The sequence below is a fragment of the Microbacterium sp. genome (genome assembly GCF_041909575.1).
GTDB lineage: Bacteria > Actinomycetota > Actinomycetes > Actinomycetales > Microbacteriaceae > Microbacterium.
In genome coordinates, this window is the sequence record NZ_JAYRDE010000008.1 from 27,495 (window position 1) to 53,459 (window position 25,965).

General features: G+C 68.4%; 22 protein-coding genes and 1 pseudogene. 14 read left to right on the forward strand and 9 right to left on the reverse strand.

Translation table 11 applies throughout. The annotated features are described in order from the left end of the window. Nucleotides 1-1,095, reverse strand: a 1,095-nt coding sequence (locus ACE3O1_RS02405) for a multidrug effflux MFS transporter (RefSeq protein WP_374312055.1), incomplete at its 3' end; no start/stop codon positions are given. A gap of 100 nt (nucleotides 1,096-1,195) precedes the next feature. Here ACE3O1_RS02405 and ACE3O1_RS02410 point away from each other — a divergent pair. Next, the gene (locus tag ACE3O1_RS02410) at nucleotides 1,196-2,077 is read left to right on the forward strand and encodes a helix-turn-helix transcriptional regulator (protein ID WP_374312057.1); all 882 of its coding nucleotides are present in this window, start codon (nucleotides 1,196-1,198) and stop codon (nucleotides 2,075-2,077) included. 139 nt (nucleotides 2,078-2,216) lie between these two features. On the opposite strand, the gene ACE3O1_RS02415 is transcribed toward ACE3O1_RS02410, so the two are convergent. The 4 genes and pseudogenes from ACE3O1_RS02415 to ACE3O1_RS02430 form a co-directional block, all read right to left on the reverse strand. Next, a complete protein-coding gene (locus tag ACE3O1_RS02415; protein ID WP_374312059.1) occupies nucleotides 2,217-3,203 on the reverse strand; it encodes an aldo/keto reductase in 987 nt (328 codons plus the stop codon). A gap of 62 nt (nucleotides 3,204-3,265) precedes the next feature. Next, nucleotides 3,266-4,348 (reverse strand): pectin acetylesterase-family hydrolase, encoded by a 1,083-nt coding sequence (locus ACE3O1_RS02420; protein ID WP_374312061.1) that lies wholly within the window; start codon nucleotides 4,346-4,348, stop codon nucleotides 3,266-3,268. A 150-nt stretch (nucleotides 4,349-4,498) separates the two neighbouring features. Then, nucleotides 4,499-5,506, reverse strand: a complete 1,008-nt coding sequence (locus ACE3O1_RS02425; protein ID WP_374312063.1) for a TIGR00341 family protein — start codon at nucleotides 5,504-5,506, stop codon at nucleotides 4,499-4,501. Nucleotides 5,507-5,528: 22 nt separating this feature from the next. After that, nucleotides 5,529-6,263: pseudogene (locus tag ACE3O1_RS02430) on the reverse strand (NAD-dependent epimerase/dehydratase family protein); the annotation flags it as partial. Between the two features lie 170 nt (nucleotides 6,264-6,433). Here ACE3O1_RS02430 and ACE3O1_RS02435 point away from each other — a divergent pair. The 9 genes from ACE3O1_RS02435 to ACE3O1_RS02475 all read left to right on the forward strand — a co-directional run bounded on the left by ACE3O1_RS02435 (nucleotide 6,434) and on the right by ACE3O1_RS02475 (nucleotide 17,262). Continuing rightward, nucleotides 6,434-7,450 carry a LacI family DNA-binding transcriptional regulator gene (locus ACE3O1_RS02435; RefSeq protein WP_374312065.1) on the forward strand — a complete coding sequence of 339 codons (1,017 nt, stop codon included), beginning with the start codon at nucleotides 6,434-6,436 and terminating at the stop codon, nucleotides 7,448-7,450. 59 nt (nucleotides 7,451-7,509) lie between these two features. After that, entirely contained in the window at nucleotides 7,510-9,177 is a 1,668-nt protein-coding gene (locus tag ACE3O1_RS02440; protein ID WP_374312067.1) for an ABC transporter substrate-binding protein, read from the forward strand. Between the two features lie 51 nt (nucleotides 9,178-9,228). Beyond that, on the forward strand, nucleotides 9,229-10,206 hold the full coding sequence (locus ACE3O1_RS02445; RefSeq protein ID WP_056125070.1) for an ABC transporter permease: 978 nt from the start codon (nucleotides 9,229-9,231) through the stop codon (nucleotides 10,204-10,206). Nucleotides 10,207-10,245: 39 nt separating this feature from the next. After that, nucleotides 10,246-11,256, forward strand: coding sequence for an ABC transporter permease (locus ACE3O1_RS02450; RefSeq protein ID WP_374312094.1), 1,011 nt, complete (start codon nucleotides 10,246-10,248; stop codon nucleotides 11,254-11,256). Continuing rightward, nucleotides 11,253-12,170 (forward strand): ABC transporter ATP-binding protein, encoded by a 918-nt coding sequence (locus ACE3O1_RS02455; protein ID WP_374312070.1) that lies wholly within the window; start codon nucleotides 11,253-11,255, stop codon nucleotides 12,168-12,170. Before ACE3O1_RS02450 ends, ACE3O1_RS02455 begins: the two co-directional genes overlap by 4 nt. Continuing rightward, nucleotides 12,167-13,198, forward strand: a complete 1,032-nt coding sequence (locus tag ACE3O1_RS02460; protein WP_374312072.1) for an ATP-binding cassette domain-containing protein — start codon at nucleotides 12,167-12,169, stop codon at nucleotides 13,196-13,198. The genes ACE3O1_RS02455 and ACE3O1_RS02460 overlap by 4 nt, the downstream gene beginning before the upstream one ends. Then, a complete protein-coding gene (locus tag ACE3O1_RS02465; RefSeq protein WP_374312074.1) occupies nucleotides 13,195-14,646 on the forward strand; it encodes a glycoside hydrolase family 32 protein in 1,452 nt (483 codons plus the stop codon). The genes ACE3O1_RS02460 and ACE3O1_RS02465 overlap by 4 nt, the downstream gene beginning before the upstream one ends. A gap of 202 nt (nucleotides 14,647-14,848) precedes the next feature. Next, nucleotides 14,849-16,276: a glycoside hydrolase family 32 protein gene (locus ACE3O1_RS02470; RefSeq protein ID WP_374312096.1), complete on the forward strand. Its 1,428-nt coding sequence runs from the start codon at nucleotides 14,849-14,851 to the stop codon at nucleotides 16,274-16,276. Further along, on the forward strand, nucleotides 16,273-17,262 hold the full coding sequence (locus ACE3O1_RS02475; protein WP_374312076.1) for a PfkB family carbohydrate kinase: 990 nt from the start codon (nucleotides 16,273-16,275) through the stop codon (nucleotides 17,260-17,262). Before ACE3O1_RS02470 ends, ACE3O1_RS02475 begins: the two co-directional genes overlap by 4 nt. Nucleotides 17,263-17,280: 18 nt before the next feature. On the opposite strand, the gene ACE3O1_RS02480 is transcribed toward ACE3O1_RS02475, so the two are convergent. The 3 genes from ACE3O1_RS02480 to ACE3O1_RS02490 form a co-directional block, all read right to left on the reverse strand. After that, a complete protein-coding gene (locus tag ACE3O1_RS02480) occupies nucleotides 17,281-18,282 on the reverse strand; it encodes a TolB family protein (RefSeq protein WP_374312078.1) in 1,002 nt (333 codons plus the stop codon). Nucleotides 18,283-18,541: 259 nt separating this feature from the next. After that, nucleotides 18,542-19,882 (reverse strand): TolB family protein, encoded by a 1,341-nt coding sequence (locus ACE3O1_RS02485; protein ID WP_374312080.1) that lies wholly within the window; start codon nucleotides 19,880-19,882, stop codon nucleotides 18,542-18,544. Beyond that, nucleotides 19,879-20,409, reverse strand: a complete 531-nt coding sequence (locus tag ACE3O1_RS02490) for an RNA polymerase sigma factor (RefSeq protein WP_374312082.1) — start codon at nucleotides 20,407-20,409, stop codon at nucleotides 19,879-19,881. The genes ACE3O1_RS02485 and ACE3O1_RS02490 overlap by 4 nt, the downstream gene beginning before the upstream one ends. A gap of 209 nt (nucleotides 20,410-20,618) precedes the next feature. Here ACE3O1_RS02490 and ACE3O1_RS02495 point away from each other — a divergent pair, with 209 nt between their 5' ends. Further along, entirely contained in the window at nucleotides 20,619-21,263 is a 645-nt protein-coding gene (locus tag ACE3O1_RS02495; RefSeq protein WP_374312084.1) for an LON peptidase substrate-binding domain-containing protein, read from the forward strand. 331 nt (nucleotides 21,264-21,594) lie between these two features. Here the strand turns inward: ACE3O1_RS02495 and ACE3O1_RS02500 are convergent, their stop codons facing one another. Further along, nucleotides 21,595-22,704, reverse strand: a complete 1,110-nt coding sequence (locus tag ACE3O1_RS02500) for a serine hydrolase domain-containing protein (protein ID WP_374312086.1) — start codon at nucleotides 22,702-22,704, stop codon at nucleotides 21,595-21,597. A gap of 154 nt (nucleotides 22,705-22,858) precedes the next feature. Between ACE3O1_RS02500 and ACE3O1_RS02505 the strand changes: the two genes are divergently transcribed. The 3 genes from ACE3O1_RS02505 to ACE3O1_RS02515 form a co-directional block, all read left to right on the forward strand. Next, the gene (locus ACE3O1_RS02505; protein ID WP_374312088.1) at nucleotides 22,859-23,854 is read left to right on the forward strand and encodes a LacI family DNA-binding transcriptional regulator; all 996 of its coding nucleotides are present in this window, start codon (nucleotides 22,859-22,861) and stop codon (nucleotides 23,852-23,854) included. Nucleotides 23,855-23,947: 93 nt separating this feature from the next. After that, entirely contained in the window at nucleotides 23,948-25,027 is a 1,080-nt protein-coding gene (locus tag ACE3O1_RS02510; protein ID WP_374312090.1) for a sugar ABC transporter substrate-binding protein, read from the forward strand. After that, the coding region (locus tag ACE3O1_RS02515; protein ID WP_374312092.1) for an ATP-binding cassette domain-containing protein at nucleotides 25,027-25,965 on the forward strand (939 nt) is incomplete at its 3' end. The genes ACE3O1_RS02510 and ACE3O1_RS02515, both read left to right, overlap by 1 nt.

Genomic DNA, 25,965 nt, shown 5'->3' on the forward strand with positions numbered 1-25,965 from the left:
GAACGGCGCGGCGATCCCGCCGAACCCGAATCGGACCATCCCCAGCAGCGAGGAGGCGGTGCCGGCCATCTGCGGGTAGTCCGTCATCGCGAGGGTCGTCGACGGTGGCGCGGTCACGGCGACACCGCTGGAGAGAGCGAACAGCGACGCGATGACGACCCAGAGCGGCATCGGTGCGAGGCCCGCGAGGAGCAGACCGAGCGCGCCGAGGCCCGTGACGGCGACGCCGATCCAGAGGGTGCCGAGGATGCTCCATCTCTCGGCGGCGCGGCCCGCGAGGTAGCCGAAGACCATGTGGCCGGCGGAGTTGAGCCCGAAGGCGGCGGCGTACCACTGCGGCGACAGGCCGTAGATGTCCTGCAGCACGTAGGTCGAGCCGGCGAGGTACGCGAACAGGGCGGCGAACAGGAACCCCTGGCTGAGGACGGCGCCGAGGAATGTCCGGTCGGTGAGGAGGGTGCGGTAATCGCGGAGCGTCTGCCCGAAGCCTCCCGACACGCGGAGGTCGGCGGGGAGGGTCTCGTCGAAGCCGAGGAGGGTGGCGATGAGGATCGCGACGCCGATGACGGCGAGGAAGACGAACAGACCCCGCCAGTCCGTGAAGGCGCTCAGCACTCCGCCAAGGAGCGGGCCGACGATGGCCGCGAACCCGCCGATGACGGTGAGGCTGCCGTAGAAGCGGATCAGCTTCCGTCCGGAGAACACGTCGCGCCCTGCGGCGATCGCGATGACGATTCCGACCCCGCCCGCGAGGCCCTGGACCAGGCGCGCGATGATGAGGAGTTCGATCGACGGGCTCAGGGCGCACAGGGCCGAGGTGACGATGTACGCCACGATGCCGGTCAGCAGGATGCCGCGACGGCCGAAGCGGTCCGACAGCGGCCCGGCGACGAGCTGTCCCGCGGCGAGCCCGATCAGGCATGCGGTGACCGTGAGCTGCGCGACCGAGGTCACTGCACCGAGCTCGGTCGTCAGCGCCGGGAGCGCCGGCAGGTACAGGTCCATCGAGATCGGCCCGAACACCGTCAGCAGCAGGAGCAGCGCCGGCAGCAGCGGGCGGGCTGCAGTCCCGGGCGATGAGGGATTCTGAGGCATGGATCCAGTCTTCGCGTGCTGCGTCGCACGGCGGAGTCCCTGGCGGAGGGTGTACCGCCAGGGCACCCCTCGTCGGACACGGGCGCTCTAACGTGGGGCTATGGACAATCGAGATGAGGTCCGCGAGTTCCTCATGACGCGCCGCGCCGCGGTGTCGCCGGATGCCGCGGGCATCCCCGCGGGCTCGAACCGGCGCGTCGCGGGGCTGCGTCGCAGCGAGGTCGCGACGCTGGCCGGGGTGAGCGTGGAGTACTACGCCAAGCTCGAACGCGGAAGCATCGCCGGCGCCTCGGGGGCCGTGCTGGATGCGGTCGCGCGCGCGCTCCAGCTGAGCGATGCCGAGCACGCGCACCTCTTGGATCTCGCCCCCAACGCCGACGGCATCCCCGCTTCCGGGCGCCACCCGCGCCGCGCCGCCAAGTCCGGTCCGCCCCGGCCGAGTCTGCAGTGGGCGCTCGCCGCCGTCACGGACGCCGTTGCGGTCGTCCGAGATCAGCGGCAGAACCTGCTCGCCTTCAATGAGCTCGGGAGGGCGTTCTATTCGCCGCTGATCCGCGACGGGGGGAGGACCCCGAACTTCGCCCGATTCCAGTTCCTCGATCCGGCCGCTCGGGAGTTCTATCCCGATTGGGACCTCTTCGCCGACATGTGCGTCGCCGTCATCCGCGCCGAGGCCGGCCGAGACCCGCACGACAAGGGCATCCAGGACCTCGTGGGCGAGCTCTCCACCCGCAGCGATACCTTCCGCACGCTGTGGGCCGCGCACAACGTCCGCACGCACGGCACGGGCACGAAACGGTTCCACCACCCGGTCGTCGGGGACCTCACCCTGGTGTACGAGGAACTCGCGATCACCGCGGACCCCGGCCGGGTGCTTCTCATCTACAGCGCCGAGCCCGGCTCGCCCTCCGCGGAACGACTGCGGCTGCTGGCGTCGTGGGCGGCGAGCCCCGCCGGGTCCACGCCGGGCACGACCTCGTGAAGCGCTCTCAATTCAGGCGGAATCATGCGCCAGCACACCACAAATGGCTGAGGGTGCCTCCCGGAATTGAAGCTTGATCCCGCCCCTAGATCGTGGCACGCAGTGCAGCGATTCGACGGGCTTCGTCACGTCGGGAGCCTCAGCGGTCGACGTAGCCCATGTGCTGGGCGTTGTACCGATCGCCCTGGACGGCGATGCGGCGGGTGAGACCGTCGAGGTCGTCTCGTTCGTCCGCCGACAGCGCCACGGTCGTCGCCGCCGCGTTCTCCTCAATGCGGGAGGTGCGGCGGGTGCCGGGGATCGGCGCGATCCACGGGTGCTGTGCGAGCAGCCACGCCAGGGCGATCTGGCCCGGAGTGACATCCTTGGCGGCGGCCAGTTCCTTGACGTGATCGATGACCGCCCGATTCGCGGCAAGGTTCGCTTCCTCGAAACGTGGCACACGGCGGCGGATGTCGTCGTCGCTGAACGTGGTGGACGTGTCGACGGTGCCGGTGAGGAAGCCCTTGCCAAGGGGGCTGAACGGGACGAAGCCGATGCCGAGCTCAGCGAGGGTGGGCAGGACCTCGGTTTCGGGGTCCCGGGTCCACAGCGAATACTCGCTCTGCAACGCGGTCACCGGAAAGACACCGTGGGCGCGGCGGATGGTGGGAGCGGATGCCTCGGACAGCCCGAAGTGGCGCACCTTGCCTTCAGCGACCAGGTCGCCGACGGTGCCGGCGACATCTTCGACGGGAACGTCGGGGTCGACGCGGTGCTGGTAGAACAGGTCGATCACGTCGGTGCGGAGCCGTGTGAGGGATGCCTCGGCGACGCGACGGATCTGCTCGGGACGGCTGTTCAGGCCCACGCTGGCGCCGTCTTGGATGTCCCAGCCGAACTTCGTCGCAAGCACGACCTGGTCGCGGACCGGCTCGAGGGCTTCGCCGACGAGTTCCTCATTGACGTACGGCCCATACACTTCGGCGGTGTCGAAGAAGGTGACGCCGAGGTCGACGGCGGATCGGAGGACCGCGATCATGTCTTCGCGGGTGCCGGGGTTGGGGCCGTAACTCTGTGACATGCCCATGCAGCCCAGTCCGATGGCGGAGACCTGCAGGCCCCGTCCGAGGGTGCGTGTGTGCATCGTGCTGCTCCTTGCTCGCTGTGGCGTCGTCGTCCGCGGTGTGGTCGTCCTCGGGTCCCGAGTCACGGTCCGCATTGGTCGCAATGGACGTCCGCGGGCGGATCGCCGGTGACCAGTGTGTCGAGCCAGTCGACAAGCCGGACGCCGTTCACCTCGAGGTCGTAGAACTTGCTCGGCTCGAAGATCTGATGGTCGGCGCCCGGTGCGGTGTAGCTGTGAAGGGTCGCCCCGCTCGCCTCGATCGCCGCCTCGTTGTCGTCGATGATCTCCAGCAGATCCGAGTCTTCCGCGCCGATCCACCGGGTCACTTCGGAGGCGGCTTGAGGATCGAAGGCGAAGTCGAAGCGGGCCAACACGAGTCGCGGCTCGTGTCTGGCGGCCTGACTCCAGAATCGTGGCACGCCCCATTCCCGCACGCCGAGTCCGGCGACCGCCCAATCGGGCATCGCGCTGTACGCGCCCCACTGCCCCTCGAGGATGTCGGCGTTGAAACGTTGGTCGTCGGGCCACGCGCCGGACTGGGCGCCGAACACGGTGACCGTGGCGTCGGGGAGGAGGTCGGCGACGAGGCCCCCGTAGATCGGCGCCGCTACGGATCCAGCGGTCTTGCCCACGACGATGACCTCGGTGGCGTCGGGGTAGTTCTCGGCGAGATAGGCCAGAGCAGCGGTGCCGTTGACATATCCACGATGCTCGACAGCCAGACTCGACGAGTAGTCCTGCGTGACGTTGCCGAGATGCGCGTCGCCGGTGCATGAGCTGACGTAGATGAAGGAGTACTCGGAGAAAGGATTGTCGCCTCGGGTGATGTCGAACATGCCGCTGCGATTCTCAGGTTCCGTTCCCTGGATGCTCCAGTCGTAGAAGTCGCTCTCGCCGTGATCGCCCGTGAGCGCGCACGACGCGGCATCCCAGCAGACGCCGCCTCCGTTCAGGAAGATCACCACCCTGGTGGGGTCGGCCCGCCACTCCCAGAATGCGAATTCGCTTCCGTCGGCGCATTGGCAGTCCCCGCCTGGTGTGACGCGGGTCCATTCCAGTCCCGGCTTCGAGCTGCACCCACTGAGGATCACGGCCAACGTGACCAACCCCAGAAGGGCGCCCCGTGCAGCGCGCCTGCCGATGGAACGCCAGACGGTCGCCATTGACTCAGGATGCCTGATGCCGACGCTCGGCGCACGTCAGTGTGTTGGATGATCTCGGCGAGCGTGTGAGACGAGGATCGCTCGGTAGCCAGAGGATGCCGACCAGTCGCCGCTCACCTGGTCGACCAGCTCGCTCGGCTGCCCCGCCCCCTATTGGATCTTGATCTCGGTGCCCTGCCCGACGTCGATGTAGACGCCCACGACTCCCGGGAGCGTGCCGGCGAGCGATGTGCGCAGCGCTTCGATGGAGGGTGTCGAGCCGTCTTGGGTCGTGATCTCGACGGTCGCATTCGCTCCCGACCAGTCGACGCCGTACACCCGTGCGCCGGCCTCGTCGGCGAGCCAGTCGGTCGTGGCCTGCTGAATCGTCACCGACCAGCGTGCGAGCGCGATCGACACGACGGAGTTGGCCGCGAGCGGAATGGCGATGACGATCATCAACGCGCTGACGATCAGGTACGCGCGGCGGCGGTTGGCGACCCGTGACGAACCCGGCTCGCGGGCGTAGCCGGCGAGGGTGAAGACGATGCTGCCGGCGATGACGAGCGCGACCACATTCGAGAGGAACAGCCACAGGGCGCCGGCCGCGTCGGCCCACAGTCCCTGACCTGCGCACACGCCGACCACGCCCAGCGGGGGCACGAGCGAGATCGCGATGGCCACCCCGGGAAGGACGGCGCTGAGGTCCTTGCGGCACATGGCGAATCCGCCCGCGAATCCTGTGGCGAGTGCGGCGATGAGGTCCATGAAGCTCGGCGACGTGCGCCCGAGCACCTGCGAGTTGCTCTCCAGGCTCTGCGGTGTGGCCACGAACATCGAGAAGAACAGGCCGAGAACGATGACGATCACCACGCCTCCGAGGACCCAGAGGATCGATCGCACGACCAAGCTCAGATGACCGGTGACGATGCCGAGGCCGATCGCGAGGATCGGTGTTCCCAGTGGCGCGATGATCATGGCGCCGATCACCGTCGCCGTGGAGTCCGTCAGGACGCCCGCGATCGCCACGATGCCGGCGAGCGTGAGCATGATGAGGAAACCGCTCCGCTTTCCCACCCGGTCGCCGGAGCCGAGATCGAGCGCCTCGGTCACGTCGGCAGCGGTCTGACGCTGACTCGGCGGGACAAGAGTCCCGAGGATGCCTGAAACAGTCGCCATGCGCATATCTTGGCCCACTCTTGACCGGCCCGGTGAGGAGGTCGTCGTCTCGAATGAAGCGCATCGCCGCGACGACGTCATCGATGTGCACCCAGCTGAACTTCTGCCGTCCTCGGGTGCGGTACCAGGGCGCGGTGGGCTGGCCGGTGGGATGTGTCCCGATGCCGCGGTAGCGCCGATGCGGCGGGCACCAGCCGTCGTACTGGGTCCCGCCCAGTCCGCAGCGCGCCGACGTCAGCAGCATCCGCGTCGCGGGCCCATCGCCGATGACGATGGCCATGCGCAGCGCGACACGGCGAGTGCCGGGGAGAGAGCCCGCGAGAAGCTCCCGCTCCCAGGCGGTCGCGACATCCACGGAGAACCCCGAACCTAGTTCCCCGTCGGCTTCGGTGTTCGGCTGATCCATCGAGTGCCGGTAGATGGTGGCCGTCGAGGCGTTCAGCCAGACGCGGGGCGGGGTCTGCGCCCGTTCGATCGCCTGTCGCAAGGCGCGCGTCGTGGTGAGCCTCGACTCGAGGATCTCTCGACGATTTTGGTCGGTGTACCGGCAGTTCACCGATCTGCCCGCCAGGTTGATCACGGCATCCGCGCCGTCGACTGCTCGGTCGATCGCACCGCCGTCGTCCCACCGGATGCCGGCAGCACGCCCGATGTGCCGCAGTTCGTATCCGTCCGCCGCGAAGGCCTCCGCCACTGCTGCTCCTATGAATCCGCTCCCGCCGGCGATCACGACGACCGGCTTGCGACTCTCGCTCATGTCCGAACGCTCCTAGATTTCTGAACATGTTCAGTAGTGCATGCCCGCCCATGCAGCGGCGACCCGACCTGAAAGTCATGCTTGACATGCGCCACTAACGCGAGTTAGCCTTCCTTTCGAGCCTACTAACCCGCGTTAGTCCTCCTAGCCCGCAGACGGAAGCACCACCCATGTCGAAGACGACTCCCCGCCCGGTCACGATGAAGGACGTCGCGCGCAAGGCCGGCGTTTCGCGCACGGCGGTCTCGCTGGTTCTGAACGGCAGAGACTCCGTCGCGCTGGCTGACGAGACGCGTGCCCGGGTCCTGGCCGTCGCGGCGGAACTCGGCTACCGGCCGAACGCGGGCGCACGAGCGCTCGCGAATCAGCGAAGCGACTGGTACGGACTCGTCACCGAGATCGTGACGGCGCCGTTCGCCGTCGACATCATCAAGGGCGCGCAAGACCGTGCGCTCGTCGACCAGAAATACCTGCTGATCGCGTCGACCGAGTCCGACCCGGCCGCCGAGACCGCCGTGATCGAGCGGCTTCTCGAACAGCGAGTCGAGGGACTCCTCTACGCGGCGACGTGGCATCGCGCGGTGACCCTCCCCGACATCGCCCGCGAGGTCCCCACCGTGCTGGTCAACTGCTTCGACCGCGAGGGCAGGTTCCCCGCCGTCGTCCCCGACGAGAGGTCCGGCGGGCGTCGTGCCACCGAGCGCCTGCTGGCGGCAGGGCACCGACGCATCGGGTTCGTGAACCTCGATCCCGGCATCCCGGCAGCCGTCGGCCGGCGAATCGGCTTCCACGAGACGCTGCGCGAGGCGGGGATCTCAGCCGACGAGAGCCTCGAGATCTCCGGGCACGCCACCGCCGACGGCGGCTACGCCGCGGCATCCGCCCTCCTCGACCTGGCCGACCCGCCCACGGCGCTCTTCTGCGCCAACGACCGTATGGCGATGGGCGCCTACGACGCGATCAAGGAGCGCGGACTGCGCATCCCCCACGACGTTGCCGTCATCGGATTCGACAATCAGGAACTCATCGCTGCGTACCTGAGACCCGGTCTGACGACGGTCGCGCTGCCCTTCGACACGATGGGCGCAAAAGGCGTGGAACTCCTCGCCGGCATCATCGCGGGTCAGTCGACCGCCACGCAAACCGTGACGGTCGACTGCCCGCTCCTCGAACGCGCGTCGGTGTGACTGGACATCTCGTCCGACGCGCAGCCCCTGGCTTCAATGAAGAAAGGAACACCCTCATCATGACAGTTCACCGGAAAGCGGTGCTCATCGCCGCCGCATTCGCGGCGTCGGCGGCACTCGTGCTGACGGGCTGCAGTGGCGGCGGAAACACTTCCGCCGACTCCTCGGACGGCACCCAGCTCCTCACGATTCCGCGCGAGGACATGGGAACGTTCGATCGCAACTTCAACCCGTTCTCGAACCCCGAGTTCCCGATGACGCAGCAGGCGATCTACGAATCGATGCTGATCTACAACCCGGCGGACGGCTCCACGACCCCGTGGCTCGCGACCGAGTGGGAGGTGGCGCCGGACAGCATGGGCATCACCTACCAGCTGCGCGACGGTGTGAAGTGGTCCGACGGCGAGCCGTTCACCGCCGACGACGTCGTGATGTCGTTCGACCTGCAGCGTGAGATCCGCGGCGGCTTCGACTACATCGAGGCCGTTACCGCGGTCGACCCGCTCACCGTGCAGTTCGAGTTCAACCAGCCGTTCTCGCCGGCGCTGCTCGACATCGGGCAGCAGATCATCGCACCCGCCCACATCTGGAGCGAGGTCGAGGACCCCACGAAGTTCGCCAACGAGGAGCCGGTCGGCACGGGCCCGTACACCGAGGTCACCAGCTTCCAGGCGCAGTCGTTCGACCTCGGGAAGAACCCCGAGTACTGGCAGCCCGAGAAGCAGCAGATCGAGGGCATCCGCATGCTGGCCTTCGCGGGCAACGACGGCGCGAACCTTGCCGCAGCCAACGGTGATGTCGACTGGGCGCCGCAGTTCATCCCCAACATCGAGGAAGCCTACGTCGCGAAGGACCCCGACAACCGGTTCTACTGGTTCCCGCCCACGGGGTCGATGATCAACTGGCAGTTCAACACCACGAAGGCACCGTTCGACGACCCCGACGTGCGCAAGGCGCTCTCGATGGCAGTCGATCGCGAGCAGGTCACCGAGATCGGGATGCAGGGCTACACCTATCCCGCCGACTGCACCGGACTGAGCGGCTCGTACGACGCCTGGCGCGACGACGCGGTCGTCGAGTCTTGCGCGTGGACGAACCGTGATCTGGACGCTGCGGCGGAACTGCTGGATGCCGCGGGCATCACCCTCGGTCCCGACGGCACGCGCGTCCTTCCCGACGGCACGCCGTTCGCCTTCGACTTCTCGGTCGGCTCCACCTCGAGCGACTGGGTGTCGGTGGGCAACGTGATCTCTCAGAACCTCGCCGAGCTGGGCGTGACGGTCACCGTCGCCGCGAAGGACTGGGGCGACGTCGTGGCGGGATACGAGAACGGGACGTTCGACTCCGGCATCGTCTGGAGCGCCAACGCGCCCACGCCGTATCAGTTCTACCGCGGCGTGATGGGGACCGAGACGGTGAAGCCGGTCGGTGAGCAGACGTTCGACAACTACCACCGCTACGGCAACCCCGAGGCCGACGCTCTGCTGGCAGAGTTCGCCGCGGCCTCCGACGAGGACGCGCAGCACGAGATCGCGAACCAGCTGCAGGCGCTCTTCGCCGAGGACGCTCCGGTCGCTCCGCTGTTCCCCGGACCCGAGTGGGGCGCGGCGAGCAACGAGCGATTCACCGGCTGGCCCACCGAGGACAACCCGTACGCGACGCTGTCGACGCGCTCGCGGACGACAGTCCTCGTCCTCACCACCCTCGAGCCGGTCACCGCCGGCTGAGAAACGGTCGTCCTGCTGCGTCGCCGACGCGGACGACCAAGGAGTCACACCATGGGATACATGCTTCGACGCTTCGGGTTCTACCTCGTCGCGTTCTGGGTGTCGATCACCCTCAACTTCTTCCTCCCCCGCTTCATGCCGGGAGACCCGGTCTCGCGCATGGTCGCGCGCCTGCAGGGTCAGCTGCGCCCCGATCAGATCGAGGCGCTGAAGGAGTCATTCGGGCTCAGCGACGCGCCGCTGTGGGAGCAGTACCTGCGGTACCTCGGGCAGTTGTTCACCGGCAATCTGGGATTCTCGATCTCGCGGTTCCCGACGCCCGTGATCGACGTCATCGGAAGTGTCATCGGCTGGACGCTCCTCCTCGGATTCGTCTCGCTCATCATCGCGGTCATCCTCGGCAATGTGCTGGGTGTGCTGGCTGCCTGGCGCCGCGGCGGCGTGCTCGACTCCTACGTCCCGCCCTTCCTCATCTTCATCGGCTCGTTCCCCTACTTCTGGCTCGCCATGGGTCTGCTCTACGTCTTCGGCGTGACCCTGGGCTGGTTCCCCGTGCGGCATGCCTACGGCGTGGGGATGACTCCCGAGTTCTCCCTCGCGTTCATCGGCGACGTCGCCTACCACCTCGTCCTGCCGGCCACCTCGATCGTGCTCGTCTCGATCGGTGGGTGGATGCTCGGCATGCGCAACACGATGATCGCCACGAACGCCGAGGACTACATCGTCATGGCCGAGGCGAAGGGCCTGCGCCCCAACCGCGTCCGGACGAACTACGCCGCGCGCAACGCGCTGCTGCCGTCCGTCACCGCGTTCGGGATGTCGCTCGGCTTCCTCGTCGGCGGAGCACTCCTCACCGAGGTCGTCTTCGCCTATCCGGGGATCGGCTACACACTCCTCTCGGCAGTGCAGAACCTCGACTACCCCTTGATGCAGGGGCTCTTCCTGACGATCACGACCTTCGTGCTGATCGCCAACTTCCTCGTGGACATCGTGTACGTGCGGCTCGACCCGCGCGTGCGCGTGAGCTGAACGGAGCGCGCGATGTCACTCGCACAGAATCCCCAGGCGATGGCCGAGCTCGATCTCGGCACGGGACCCGGCCCCGACGGCCAGCTTCAGCTCGCTCCGCCTCCGCCCCGCCGGCGCGGTGGCGGCGGGCTCCTCCGGGGCCTCGTGAGCAATGCGAAATCGGTCGCGGGCATCGTGATCCTCGCCGTGTTCGTGCTGGTCGCCCTCTTCGCGCCGGTCATCTCGCCCGGAGACCCCAATCTCATCACGGGACTGGGTTCCCAGCCGCCGTCGCCCGAGCATTGGCTCGGCACCACGGCGAAAGGGCAGGACGTCCTCGCCCTCAACATCTGGGGCTCTCGGTCGTCCCTCTTCGTCGGCTTCTCGGTCGGGATCCTGGCACTGCTCGTCGGCCTCATCGTCGGCCTGGCCTCGGCCTATCTCGGGCGCTGGGTCGACAACCTCCTGTCGCTCGTGACCAACGTGTTCCTGCTGCTGCCCGGCCTGCCGCTGCTCGTGATCCTCGCAGCCTTCCTGCCGCAGGGGCTCGGCACCGTCATCCTGGTGCTCGTCATCACCGGGTGGGCAGGGTCGGCGCGGGTGCTGCGCTCGCAGGCGCTGTCGATCCGCGGCAAGGACTTCGTCGGCGCCTCGCAGGTGACCGGTGAAGGCGGACTGCGCATCATGTTCCGGGAGATGCTGCCGAACATGGCGTCCATCGTCATGAGCACCTTCCTCGCCTGCGTCATCTTCGGCATCGGAGCCCAGGCGGGCCTCGAGTTCCTGGGCCTCGGCGACATCAGCACGGTGAGCTGGGGAACGAACCTCTACTGGGCGAGCAACGACGGCGCCCTTCTCACCGGCGCCTGGTGGGTGTTCGTCCCTCCCGGCGTCTGCATCGCCCTCGTCGCGTTCGCCCTCGCCCTGATCAACTACGGCGTCGACGAGACGACGAACCCCCGACTGCGCCGGCCGCGACGGCGCACCACCCCCGACGAGCCCACGCGGGTGGCGGCATCCGCGGGGAACGACTCAGAGCAGGCGGCATCGCAGAAGGAGAAGATCCGATGAGCACTCCCCTCCTCGAGGTCGAAGACCTCAGCGTCGAGTACGTGACCGAGGCCCGCACGGTGCGCGCCGTCGACCGGGTCACGTTCTCGATCGCCGAGCGCGAGGTGTTCGGCCTGGCCGGCGAGTCCGGCTGCGGCAAGTCGACCATCGCCAATGCGATTCTGCGCCTCCTGCGGGACCCCGCCGTCATCGCCGGGGGATCCATCCGATTCGCCGGGACCGATGTGCTGGCGCTGAGCGCCGACGAGCTGCGGGACTTCCGCTGGCGCCAGGTGGCGATGGTGTTCCAGAGCGCGATGAACTCGCTGAACCCCGTCATGACGATCGGCGACCAGATCGCGGACATCTTCACCACTCACGACGGCGCGTCGAAGAAGACCGCGCTCGCGCGGGCGGGTGAACTCCTCGATCTCGTGGGCATCCCGCGCGAACGCCTGCGGGCCTACCCGCATCAGCTCTCCGGGGGGATGCGGCAGCGCGTCGTCATCGCCATGGCGACCGCGCTGCGGCCGCCGCTGCTGATCATGGACGAGCCCACGACGGCGCTCGACGTGGTCGTGCAGCAGGAGATCATGGCGCAGATCAAGGAGCTCCAGCAGGAGCTGGGCTTCGCGATCCTCTTCATCACGCACGACATCTCGCTGATGGTGGAGCTGTCCGACCGGATGGCCGTCATGTACGCCGGTCGATTCGTGGAGACGGCGCCCGCGAAGGAGATCTTCGACGCTCCGGAGCATCCCTACACCCGCGCGCTGATGAATGCGTTCCCCCCGATGTCGGGTCCGCGCACACGGCTTCGTGGCCTCGGCGAGGGCGTGAGATTCCGCGATATCCCCGACCTGGAACCGGTGACACCGACCCACTGGGTCGCGCCGCACACGGAAGACGAACTGATCTCGGAGGGCATCGCATGAACGACCAGAACACTCCGGTGCTCTCGACACGCGGGCTGAAGAAGACCTTCACGATCGGCGGATCCTTCTCTCGCAAGCAGGTCCGGGCCCTCGGCGGGGTCGACCTCGACATCGCGCACGGGGAGATCGTGGCCCTCGTCGGCGAGTCCGGAAGCGGCAAGTCCACGCTCGCCCGCTGTATCGCCCGCCTCGAGCAGCCGTCTGACGGCACGTTCCTCTTCGAGGGCCGAGACATCATCGCCACCTCCAAGCGGCGCGCGACCCGGGAGTACCGCTCGGCGGTGCAGATGATCTTCCAGGATCCCTTCGGCTCCCTGAACCCCGTCCACCGGATCGGGCACTTCCTCGAGCGCCCGCTGCGCATCCACGGCGCCGCCTCCGGCCGCGCGGCGATCGAGCAGGCCAAGCGCCGACTCATGGCGAAGGTGGGGCTGCCGGAGGAGATGCTCGACCGCTATCCGCACGAGCTGTCGGGCGGTCAGCGGCAGCGCATCGCGATCGCTCGCGCGCTGGCGGTGAACCCCCGACTCATCCTCGCCGACGAGCCGACGTCGATGCTCGACGTCTCGGTGCGGATCGGCGTGCTGAACCTCATGCGCAACCTGTGCGAGGAGCAGGGCATCTCGATGCTCTACATCACGCACGACCTCGCTTCTGCGCGCTACCTCGCCGATCGCATCGTCGTGATGTTCGCCGGCGAGTTCGTCGAGGGCGGCGATGCGATGGAGCTGCTCGCCCATCCTGCCCATCCCTACACCCGGCTGCTCATCTCGGCGGTCCCCGACCCGAAGCGCACCGAGCCGTTCGACCCGGTCGAGCGTGCCCGTCTGCGCCGCGAGGTGCTGACGCCGACCGGATGCCCGTGGGCGGAGACCGCCGCGGAGCCCTGCTCCAGCGAGGAGCCGGTGTTCCATCGCTTGAGCGACACGCCCGAGCACTGGGTGCGCTGCGGGCTGTACGCCCCGCCCGCCGATGCGCCGGGAACCGCGCTCGAACAGCCCGCCGACGATCAGGAAGACGCCGCATGACCGCCCATCCACTGACCACCCCGACGATCGCGCCCGACCTCGCCGGTCGCGCCGAGCGCGACCGGCACCGGCCGGCCTTCCACTTCGTGGCGCCGGCGGGGTGGCTCAATGATCCCAACGGACTGACTCAGCGGGACGGCTGGTATCACCTCTTCTACCAGCACAACCCTTACGCGCCGGTGCACGAGAGCATCCACTGGGGGCACGCGCGCAGCCGCGACCTCGTGCACTGGGAGCACCTGCCGATCGCGCTCGAGCCGAGCGCCGGCCCCGACGCCGAGGGCTGCTGGTCGGGCGTGCTCGTCGACGACGGCGGAGTGCCGACGCTCGTCTATTCGGGGCGCCGCGACGGCAGGGAGCTGCCCTGCGTCGCCACCGGAGACGCCGCCCTCATCGAATGGACGAAGGATGCGGCGAACCCCGTGCTCGCGGCACCCCCGGCCGACCTCGACATCGTCGCCTTCCGCGACCACTGCGTGTGGCGGGAGGACGGCCGGTGGCGCCAGATCATCGGTTCCGGCATCCGCGACGTGGGCGGCACCGCTCTTCTCTACGACTCCGACGACCTCCGGTCGTGGCACTACGTCGGCCCGCTGCTCGTCGGCGACCACGCCGCGCAGGACAGCGCCGCCGCCGACTGGACGGGCACGATGTGGGAGTGCGTCGACCTGTTCCGTGTGGACGACGCCGACGTGCTCGTCTTCTCGGCGTGGGATGAGGGCGTCACTCATCATCCGCTCTACTGGGCGGGGGAGTACCGCGGCGACTCGTTCGAGCCGCGGGAGCTGCACCGGCTCGACCTCGGCGGCCGGTTCTTCTACGCCCCGCAGTCGTTCCGCGACGAAGCGGGTCGCCGCGTCATGTTCGGCTGGATGCAGGAGGGGCGATCGGATGCCGCGACCCTCGTCGCCGGCTGGTCCGGCGTGATGTCGCTGCCTCGTGTCGTGACGGCGCGCGCCGACGGCTCCCTCCACCAGGCCGTGGCTCCCGAGATCGACAGCCTGCGGCTCGCCGCGCAGTTCGACGGCGACGCGGCGACGGTCGGCGACCGCGTATCGGGGGATCAGCTCGACCTCGAGCTCGATGTCCGGCTCGACGAGGGCGGCAGTGCCGAAGTGGCGGTCCTCGCGACCGCGGACGGGGTCGAACGCACGGTGTACCGACTTCATCGGCGCGGCGACGCGATCGAGCTGTCGCTCGACCGCGCGGCGTCCAGCCTCGACCGCACCACGGACGCCGTGCCCCTGTCGGGGACCGTGCCGCTCGGCGAGGACGAGCTCGTGCGGCTCCGCATCCTCGTCGACCATTCCGCGGTGGAGGCGTTCGCGAACGGGGTTCCGCTCGCCGCCCGCGTCTATCCGACGCGCGCCGATGCGGTCGGCGTCGCGGTGGCACTCGACCGGGCGCATGCGTCGATGCGCGCGTGGCCCATGGCGTCCGCACGATGACGGCGGGCGCTCAGCCCCAGGCGGCGTCGATGCCGCCGCGACAGGAAGGTGATTCATGACAGAGTCCTCTGCGGTCTCGCGCCGCGCTCTCTTCACCGGTGCCGGAGCTGCCGCTCTCGGCGCCTCGCTCGCCATGGCCGAGACCGGCGGTGCCGCGGCGTCCGCGTCGCCTGCGAAAGCCTCGACGAAAGGACGCTCGCGCATGCGGCCCGTCTACCACTTCAGCGTCCCGGACAACTGGAAGAACGATCCGCAGCGCCCGATCTATGTCGGTGGGGAGTACCACTACTACTACCTGTACAACGCCGACTACCTCGAGGGCGGCGGCGGCACGTCGTGGCGGCGCGCCACCACGCGTGACCATGTGACGTTCCGCGACCGCGGCGTCGCCATCCCGAAGTTCTCCAACGGCAACGGCGACTGCTGGTCGGGAAGTCTCGTCGTCGACGAGCACGGCACCGCCGGCTACGGCGAGGGGGCGGTGATCGCGCTCGTGACCCAAGCGCCGAACGGCCGGCAGGCGCAGTACCTCTGGTACTCCACCGACGGCGGCGCGACGTTCCGGGCGGGGGGCTCCGATCCGGTGCTGCCCAACCCCGGCGTCCACGACTTCCGCGACCCGAAGGTCATCTGGGATGCCGACCGCGGCCGTTGGTTCATGGCCAATGCCGAAGGGCAGAAGCTCGGGTTCTACGCGTCGCCGGATCTGCGGTCCTGGACCCGTGTGGGGGAGTTCGTCCGCACCGACATCGGTCTGCTCGAGTGCCCCGACCTCTTCCTCATGACGGCGGACGACGGCACGTCGCATTGGGTGCTCGGCACCAGCGCGAACGGCAAGGGTCGCGGACTGCCGGCGACCTACGCCTATTGGACCGGGTCCTTCGACGGCGCCGCGTTCACGCCCGACCATGACGAGCCGCAGTGGCTCGATCACGGGTTCGACTTCTACGGCGCCGTGACCTACCCGCACCACGACGCCTCCGGGGCAGAGGATGCCTCGCTCCGGCGTGCGATCGGGTGGTCGAACTTCTGGGACTACCCGCACAACACTCCGACCCTCGCCACCGACGGCTACAACGGCGACGACATGATCGTGCGCGACGTGCGGTTGAGGGCTGGAGGCAACGGGTACTACCTCGCGTCGACGCCCACTGCCGCGCTCGCCGACTACGCCGGACGCACCCATCGGCTGGGTGACGTCGCGGTGTCCGGCACCCGCGACCTGGATGTGCGATCGCTCGCGTACGATCTGACCTGCGAGCTGGTGTGGGATCCCGCCGCTCCGCCGGCGAACATCGGCATCGAGGTGTGCCGTGCGCCGGGTGGCGGGCGCCATGTCGCGGCGGGCGCATTCCTGCGCGGCCCGTTCGTCTACGTCAACCGCCGGCCGACGATCAACCCCACCGGCGGAGAGTCGCAGACCCCGATCGACCCGGCAACGGGCCGCCTCGCGATCCGCGTGCTCGTCGACCGCACGAGCGTGGAGCTCTTCGTGGGCGACGGACGCATCGTGCACTCGCACCGCGTGTTCCCGCTCGAAGGCGACGATCGCATCCGGCTGTACGCACACGAGGGGGCGGCGACCTTCCGGGGCCTGACGGTGCGCGAGCTCAGGGCCGCCCGGAGGTGAGCGTCGGGACGTGGACGTCTGTGCTCGTCGTCGGCGAAGCGCTCGTCGATGTCGTGCGACGAGCGGATGGCAGTGCGGACGAGTCGCCCGGCGGCAGCCCCGCCAACGTCGCTCTCACCCTTGGGCGCCTCGGTCACACGCCGACTCTGCTCACCCGACTCGGCGACGACGAGCGGGGCGAACGGGTCCGGGCCTGGCTCGCTGAGTCGGGGGTCGGGGTCGTCGCGGCGGACGCCCCGCGTACGGCGACGGCGACGGCTTCGCTGGATGCCTCCGGCGCGGCGACCTACGAGTTCGACCTCGACTGGGCGCTCCCGGCCGCAGGTGCCGGGCTATCGGCATCCATCGTCCATACGGGATCGATTGCTGCGCTGCTCGAGCCCGGCGCGACCGACGTCGCACGTTTGGCGAGCTCGCTGCGGCAGAGGGCGCTGCTGACCTTCGACCCGAACGTGCGTCCCGCGCTGCTGCCCAGTCGAGAGGAGGCCCGTGCACGCGTCGAAGCCTGGGTCGCCGTCGCCGATCTCGTGAAGGCCAGCGACGAGGATCTCGCGTGGCTCTCACCCGACAAGGATCCTCTGGAGACGGCTGAGGCGTGGCTCGCATCGGGGCCGGCGGTCGTCGTCGTGACGCTCGGAGGTGGCGGAGCGGCTGCTCTGACGCGGGAGGGCGGCGTGCACGTCGACGCCGTACGCGCCGACGTCGTGGACACCGTCGGGGCAGGTGACACCTTCATGGGGCGCACTCATCGACGGACTGGTGCAGTCGGGCTACGAGGGCGGGGAAGCGCGGAGCGCGCTCCGGGAGATCAGCCCGCAGAGCCTGACGCGGTTGCTCGAACGCGCGGCCCGCGCAGCCGCGATCACGGTGTCGCGCCCGGGAGCCGACCCGCCTTGGCGGGAGGAGCTCGGCGGCGTCTGATCAAGGACCGATGCTCAGGATGCGCCGGCCGTGAGCCGAGTTCAGGCTTCGTGATCCCTGCCTGATCGGCAGCACTCGCCAGCTCATCCGCCGGTCCAGCTCTGGAATGTGTTCATGGGCTTGGACGAGTACACCCGGAGACCGTCCCCCTCGTACACGATCACCGGTGGTGCCGACCCGTCGACCGAGGTGACGAGCACTCCTTCCGGGCCCAGCACGAGTTCGCCGAGCGCGTCGCGGCCCTCGGGCCAGCCGAGGAAGAGGAGAGCGGCGCCGTCTGGCGACCAGACGACGCTGTAGGGGAACCACAGCAGCGCGTCGTCGCCCTCTCCCGTCTGCGGGGGCGCGAGGACGCTCTCGGTGACGGCGGGGACCGCCGAATCGGCGATGCCGAGCGTCAGGATGACGACCTCATGCTGCTCCGGGCAGTTGTCCGACGGTTCTCCTGTCGTTGCGCAGGTCTCACGCGTGCGCTGGAAGACGATGTGCGCGCCGTCCGACGACCACACCGGTCCGATGCCGTGGTTGCGTGGGTACTCCTCGACGACCTTGCGCTGGTCGGACCCGTCCTCGTCCATCAGCCACAGCTCGTACCGGTCGGCTGCGCTGACCCGCCGCCGTTCGACCGCCAGCATCCCCCCGTCGGGCGACACCGTGAGCGCGTTCGCGGGAGCGGTGTCGTCGATGGTGCGCGTGCGTGAGTCGGCCAGCGAGTAGGCCAGGATGCCGCCTTCGCCCGCGATGTACAGCCGCGATCCGTCCGGATCCCATTCGATATCGGTCGTGCGCAGGCCGGTCACCCGTTCGATCTCGCCGGAAGCGACGTCGAGAATCCACACCTCGGACGCCGGGACCACCGGACGGCGGCCGTCGGTCAGAGCGCCGAACGCGATGTGCGCTCCGTCCGGCGACCAGATCGGGCACGGTCCGTTCGTGAGCGGGTCGAGTGCGACCTCCTGTGTGACGGATGCCTGCCCGTCGGCGGTCACCTCCGCGATGACGAGCGCGACATCGTGCCAGTCGCCGTCCGTGCCCGCCGACGAACCGACGCCAGCCTCACCCCGTCGGGCGCGAACGCCGGACACTGACGCAGGATGCCGTCGCCGTCCGCCCCGACGATGCGGTGCGCGGCGTCGCCGCCGCTGGCGAGCATGATGTCGCCGGCCTCCCACCCGGCCGACAGCGTGATCCATCCGCCGGCCGGGTCGGTGCGCGACCCGCCGTCAGCGGAACTCACGGAGTCCGGTGTGGGAGAGGCGGACGGGGGAGGGGCGGACCCAGCACAGCCCGCCAGCCCGAGCAGCAGCGCGGCAGCACCTGCGCTCATCATCACCGATCGTGCGCTCATCGTGTCCTCCAGGTCTGGAAGTCGTTCTGCGGGATCGCGGAGTACGCACCGATTCCTTCGGGGGTCTCCCAGAGGACCGCCGGCGCGGCCGCTCCGTCCACGGGCACGGTCAGAAGACCGGACCCCGAGGCCATCTCGCCCGAGGGGCGCAGCTCCCATCCGATGAAGCGAAGCGTGCTGCTGTCGGGCGCCCAGCTCACGGTGACCGGAATCCACAGCCGCGGCTCGCTGCCTTCGGTCGTCTGCGTGGGGGCGAGCACCGTCTGCGTCCCCATCGGCCCCAGCGGGTCGTCTTCGGCGACGCTGAGGATGACGATCTCGTCCTGACGGAGCTCGGTGGAGAGGTCGGCGCAGTTGCGTGTGCACGTGCGCTGGAAGACGATCCGCTCGCCGTCGGGGGACCACACCGGTCCGATGCCGCGCGCACGGGTGTAACCCTCGGCGAGAATGCGCTGGTCGGATCCGTCGGTGCCCATGAGCACTAGATCAAACCGTTCCACGGAGCCGGGTTGCTGTCGCTCGAACGCGAGGGATGTGCCGTCGGGCGAGGCGGTGAGTGCGACCGCACCCTGGGTTCCGGGGATGCGGGGCCCGAGGTCTGCTTCGCCGATCTCGTACCGGCGGAGGCTGTCGCCGGCGACGTAGAGCCCGGTGCTGTCGGCGGACCACTCGATGTCGGTGGTGTTCACGTTGATCACGCGAGCGCTGCCGCTGTCGACGTGGACCAGCCAGACCTGGTCGAAGCTCGCCGGGAGCTGAGCGTGGGTCGTGCCGCCGCCGAACGCCACCCACTGGCCATCGGGCGACCAGATCGGGCAGGGCGGCTGCCCCACCCCGTCGAGAGGGATCTGAACTGAGCCGGCCGGTTCACCGTCGGCGTCGAGGTCGCTGATCACGAGCGCCGCGCTCTGCCAGCCGGACTGACCGTCACCCGCCGCCTGCCCGGAAGCGAGGCGCGTGCCGTCGGGCGAGAACGCGGGACAGATCTGATCGAGCGCGTCGACGTCGGAGCCGATGATGCGGCGAGGAGCGGAGCCCGGGTTCACGACGTAGATGTCTCCTTCGAAGAAGCCGGACGAGTACACGATCGGGGAGGCGGGGGCGTCCGACTCGGGACTCGGACTCGGGGTCGCGATCGGCACGGTGGTGCCGTCCTCCCGCAGCGTCGCGGTGAGGATGCCGCCGGTGAGCCCGCCGATCAACAGCAGGGCCACGGCGCCCGCGACGAACGGCGCACGGGTGGATCGTGCCTGCGGGATGCTCTGGGTGCCGGCCAGGACGAGATCGCGCATGTCGTCGTGCTCTCGGGACGTGAGCCTGTCGTCGTGAATGCTCATGACGCCTCCAACCGGGACATCTCATCGCGGAGCTTGCCTCGCGCTCGTGACAGACGCGACTTCACGGTGCCGACAGGGATGCCGAGGGTCTGCGCCACATCACGCTCGGGGTAGCCCTCGAGGATCGTCAGGACGACGACGCTCTGCTCTCTCGCGGGGAGTCGCCGAAGCGCTGCCAGCACTCCGCTCTCATCGGGCCCCCGCGGGCCTTCGTCCGCCTGCGGTCGCGGTGCGCGAGCGATGAGGGTGCGGTACCGGCGGCTCGACCGCTCGAGGTTGCGGGCGGAGTGCGCGACGGTGTTCAGGAGCCAAGGGAGCGGCGAACCGTCGACCAGCCGGACGGTGGAGCGCTTTCGCCACAGCTCGAAGAACGCGATGGTGACGGCATCCTTCGCATCTTCGCGAGCGGACAGCAGTCGTCGTGCGTGGCGGAACAGCCGTGCCTCGTGGCGGTCGAACAGCGCGCCCAGGGCGGCGGGGTCGCCTGCGCAGACCCGAGCCCAGTCCGTCGCGTCGGGTTCGTCCATACCCTTTAATGTCCGCGAGCCCGGGGAAGGTTCACGGATGCCACCTCCCTTCCCACGCGACTCTCTCGCGCGTATCGGTCCCAGTGTCCTCCAGGTGCGGCGGGTGCTCCCAGGGCTTCCTGCTGATGGGCGCCTTCGTCGCCGCCGTGGGTGCCCGGATCTTCCTGCCGTCGGCCCCGCACCTGTCGTCGGCTGGTTGACTGGTGCGCATGAACGCCGTGGCGATGTTCCCGCTCGGCAGCGTGCTGTTCCCGTACACACCGGTCGCGCTGAGGGTGTTCGAGCCGCGCTACCTCACCATGATTGGCCGGCTGCTCGACGAGGAGGACCCGGAGTTCGGGATCGTGCTCATCGAGCGCGGGCTGGAGGCCGGCGGCGGGGATCAGCGGAGCCCGGTCGGCACCATGGCGCGCATCCTGCAGATCGAGGCGGGCGCCGAGGACCTGTACGTGGTCGCGGTGGGCGGCGAGCGGATCTCCGTCGACAGATGGCGCGAGGACGACCCGCACCCCATCGCCGAGGTGTCGATCATCCCCTCGCTCGTCTGGGACGACGCACTCGAACCGCTGCGCCGCGAAGCGGAACGGGTCGTTCGGCGCATCGCGACGCTCGCGGCGATTCTCGGAGAGGGTCGATGGGATCCCGACGCGCCTCTCTCCGATGACCCGGTGGAGTCGTCCTGGCAGCTCGCCGCGATCGCTCCCCTGGGCGAGTACGACCGATTCCGCCTGCTGACGTCGACCAGTCTCGGAGGGCTGCTCCGCGCCATCATCGACCTGTCGCTCGAGGAGGAGCCGGTGCTCATCGCCCGCGCCGCCGACGCGCGCGAGCAGGATGACGGCGAGCCGCACTGAGCGGCTCAGCGCACCCGGCTCCTGGTTGGCGGCGCGCGGGGGAGTCGTAGATCACTCGCCGGCCGTGTGGTGTTGTGGGAACGGATTGAGAAAGATTGGCTCGCTCGGGGCACATCGGGCACCGTCGGAGAAAGGTCGAGATCCGCGGAATCACGCCCCTGCACGGCTCGCACGGCTGGGGAAATGTCGTTCGACGGGAGTTCAAATCCCTCCGTCTCCGCAGAAAAACCCCCGGTTATCCGGGGGTTTTCTTTTTCGGGGTCGTGCCGGTCGCGCTCGATCAGCGAATTTCCACGCCTTGTTTCCCCCGGCGACCCCGCGCTCCGGAAGGTTAGCTGACGGGTTCGAGGGAGCCGAAAGCCTCGATGATGGGAGCGACTCGGTCGACGGTGTCCATGTGATTGGTCACATAGCCGAGTGCTACCCCGAGCTTGTGGTCGGCGATCCCGGACTGACCGCCGGCGCCGTCATGCCCGAGACTGTCGGGCGAGAACCAGGGGGTCACGTCCGAGGAGAGTTGCACGCCGGCGCCCCACCGGTGAAACGGGGGTCCCGGGTTGAAGTGCCACGGGCCCTCGCTGCGCACGGCAGCGAGCCGGGCGACGGAGGCATCGTTCAGGAGGCGGACACCACGCGTCTCGCGCACGACGGCGGACCAGATCCGCGCGAGACCCGAGGCGGTTCCCACGCCGCCGGCGCCCGCGACCCCGGCGAGGATCACGCGAGGATCGTTGAAGCCTTCGTCGCCGGCCACGAGTGGGCGCGGGAAAGCGCCGCCCATCGTCAGCGCGCGACCGATCCACGCGTCGTCTTCGTCGGAGCCCGACGAGCGGGCCCGGTCCCAGTTCGGAGTCGTTTCTATCCGGGCGACACGGCGCAAGTGGTGGGGATGAAGTTTGAGCGAAACATCGGCTTCGAGCGGAGAAGCGATCTCTTGCTGGAAGACCTCGTGCAGCTCGCGCCCGTCTACTCGGCGGACTATTTCCTGCGCGATCGTGCCATATGTGATGGCGTGATACGCGTGGGCAGCGCCCGGTGTCCACAGTGGAACCTGCGCCGCAATTCGCTCCGCGAGGGCAGCACTGTCGAGCACTTCCTCGAGAGAGAGGTCTTCACGCGGGGCCGACACACCGGCCTGATGAGCAAGCACGTCGCCGATGGAGATGTCGCCTTTACCGTGAGCGGCGAACTGCGGCCAGACCGACCGGATCGGAGCATCGATGTTCAGCTCGCCCCGCTCGTGCATCTGCATGAGAACGACCGCTGTGAGTCCTTTGGAGGCGGAGAAGATGACCTGAAGCGTGTCTGCGGCCCACAATGACCCATCGCGTGCGTCTGCCGTACCGGCCCAAAGGTTTACCACCTCTTCACCCTCATGCCAGACCGACAACGCAGCGCCCGTGGTGCTGGGACTGGTGACGCCCGCAGCGAACGACTTCAAGATCGCCTCGTAGCCGGGGCGAATCTCACCTTGGACTCCCAATGGGGACATCCGTACCTCCAACAAAAACGTTGCAACCCGTGCCAACATAGGGGGACGAATCTGACGAGTCAACAGGAGGCCTTCGAGGGTGAGATCAAGATCGAGCGGGGCGGTGACGGTCCGCGACGTCGCCGCTCGCGCGGGCGTCGGCCTGAGCACTGTCTCCAACGTGCTCAACCGTCCGGACGCAGTTGCGCCGCATACCCTGGCTCGTGTTCAACAGGCGATCGAAGACCTTGGCTACGTCCGCAACGACGCCGCTCGATCTTTGCGACTCGGCGCCAGCCGTGCGGTAGGGGTGGTGGTGAGCGAGGCGTCCAGTCCCTTCTTCGCCGAAGTTACTCAGGCGGCTTCGTTGACGCTCGGTGCCGCTGGGTACTCGACTCTGCTGGGCAACGCAGTGCAGGATGCGACCATTGAACGGCAGCTACTGGAGCTCTTCGAAGCCCAGCGCGTTCGAGGCCTGATGATCTCACCGTTGGGCGCCGACCCGCCCGGGCTGGCGAGCATCGTCTCCCGCGGAGTCCCGGTGATCTTCCTCGATTTGCCCGCCGACGAGGAACGCTTCTGCTCGGTCGCTGTGGACGACGAACGTGGCGCGACGCTTGCTCTGCAGCACCTGCTGTCCATCGGGCGCCGCAAAATCGCGCTGGTCCGCGGGCCTGCGGAAATGCCGCAGATCGGGAGCCGGGCGAAGGGTGCGCGAACATATGCCGCCCAGAACGCCATGGGATTCGAAGAGATCGTCACGTCCGGGTACTTTGTACAGGCCGGCCTGGAGGCTGCCGCCGTCATCGCTGGTCGGCGGCCCGATAGTCGGCCAGATGCGATCTTCGCCGTGAACGACCTCTTGGCGATGGGGGTGGTGTCCGGACTGCTCGACCACGGGATAGCCGTGCCGGCTGAAATCGCGGTAGTCGGGTACGACGACGTGTCGGTCGCTGCCGTCGCACGCGTACCCCTGACTACCCTCCGTCAGCCAGCGCGCGACATCGGAAACCGTGCGGCGTCGCTCCTGATCGCCGAGATGGAAGTCACGGGCTCCCACCGTCACGAGTCGACGCGATTCCTTCCAGAGCTGGTGGTGCGGGCAAGCACGGTTCGATGACCGTTTGACAGCCTCGCCTCGGGGGCGGTATCTTCCCGATAGCTCGTTGCAACGTTACAATCGAGTGTGACGGCGGGCCAAGGGAGTCCCAAAATGAATCGATACAGCAAGCGCCGGGTGATGCCGGCCGCGGCGGCACTTGTGGCCGTTATCCTCGCCCTTTCCGGCTGTGCAGGCGGCAGCAGCCCTGCCGCTCAGGAGGGGTCCGGCGGCTCGAACGTGAATGCCGACGCGCCGCCGCCAACGCCGCCGACCGACGTGGCCGAGTTCCAGCCCGTCGAGCCCGGCTCGGGTGAAGGCCTGACTGTTGGCTTTACGCAGCTCACGCTCGCCGCAGCGTTCCCCACAGCGCTTCAGGCGGGTATGGAGGCAGCTGCCGAGGAAGCAGGGCTCGAGCTCATCACCTGCGACTCGAAGTTCGACACCGCCACCGCGCTCGACTGCGCGCGTCAGTTCAAGAGCCAGAACGTCGACGGCCTTGTCACCTTCCAGGCGGACGCCGCAGCGTCGCCCTCGATTTGCGAGGAGGGCCCGCAGGTTCCGGTCGTCGCAATCGATATCGTCCAGGATCCGTGCCAGTCCACGTTCGTCGGCGCTGCCAACGACTACGCCGGCCAGCTCATCGGATACAACGTCGCAAAGTACTTCGCGGACAACTTCGACTGCGAGTACGACGCCTATATTTCGCTCGAGTCGACCGCCGTCGGCGCCGTCAACGACGCTCGCATGGACGGCACGCGAGAAGGCTTCGAGAGCGTGTGCGGGCCGGTCCACGACGAGAAGATCCTCGACACCGGAGCGGGCGGCCAGACCGATGTCGCACAGCGCCTGTTCACCGACACGCTGACCGCGCTCCCGGGCGCGAAGAGAATCGTCGTCGTCGGCATCAACGAAGACGTCATCCTCGGAGCTCTTGCAGCCGCTCGGGCTCAGGATCGCACCGATGATCTTTACATCGGCGTGCAGAACCTCGACCCGGACAACTGCGCCATTCTGACGTTCGACCACTGGATCGGCAGCGCAGCCTATTTCCCCGAGAAGTACGCCCTTCTGATCGTTCCGGCGATCATCGACCTCATTAAGGGTGAGGAAGTGCCGGAGCAGATTCTCGTCCCGCACGAGTTCATCACCAAGGAGACGCTGCTGGACTACTACCCGGAGTACAGCTGCTAATGAGCTCACCCGTCTTCCTCAGCGCACGTGGCGTAAGGAAGTCGTTCGGCCAGGTCGAGGTCCTCCACGGAGTGGACCTCGACCTGGCACCCGGCACCGTCACGGCGCTGCTGGGCGAGAACGGCGCCGGCAAGTCCACGTTCGTCCGCATCATCGCCGGTGACTACCAGCCAGACACCGGCGTCATCGAGTTGGAAGGTGTGGCCGATAGATACTCCGTGGCCGGTGCACGCAAACGCGGCATCCGGCTGATCTCGCAGGAGATCAGTGATGCGCCTCCGCTCACCGTCGCCGAGAACGTCGTGCTCGGTTCCTGGCCCCTCCGCGGCGGCATAGTCGACTACAAGGCACTCCGTCGAGAGGCGAAGCACGCGCTCGACACGCTCGACGCATCGGATCTCGACCTGAACGCACCGCAGAGTTCCCTTCGCCTTGGCGAACGGCAGATCGTCGAGGTCGCTCGTGCGATCCGTGGCCGCAGCAACCTCGTCATCTTCGACGAGCCGACGGCAGCTCTATCCGACGCAGAAGCCAAACAGCTCTACAAGGTCATCGCGAACCTCACCGCGCGAGGTGTCGCCGTCCTATACATCACTCACCGCTTGGACGAGGTGTTCGCCATCGCCGACCGCGTCTGCGTGCTGCGCGACGGTGTGATGGCGATGACCGCCGCCGTCTCCGAAACCACCCCTACTGAGGTGGTCGAAGCGATGGTCGGCCACAGGGTCGAGCGCTCGCGTGGGAACTTCCGCGACTTCGCAGACGCACCGACGGTTCTGGAGGGCTCCGATATCACCGGCGACGGCTACGACGGCGTCTCGTTCACCGCACGCCGAGGTGAGATCCTGGGCCTCTACGGCAAGGTCGGATCGGGGGTTCTCGAAACGGCCGAGTCGCTCTTCGGCGCTCGTGCGATCGAGAGCGGGTCCGTGTCGCTC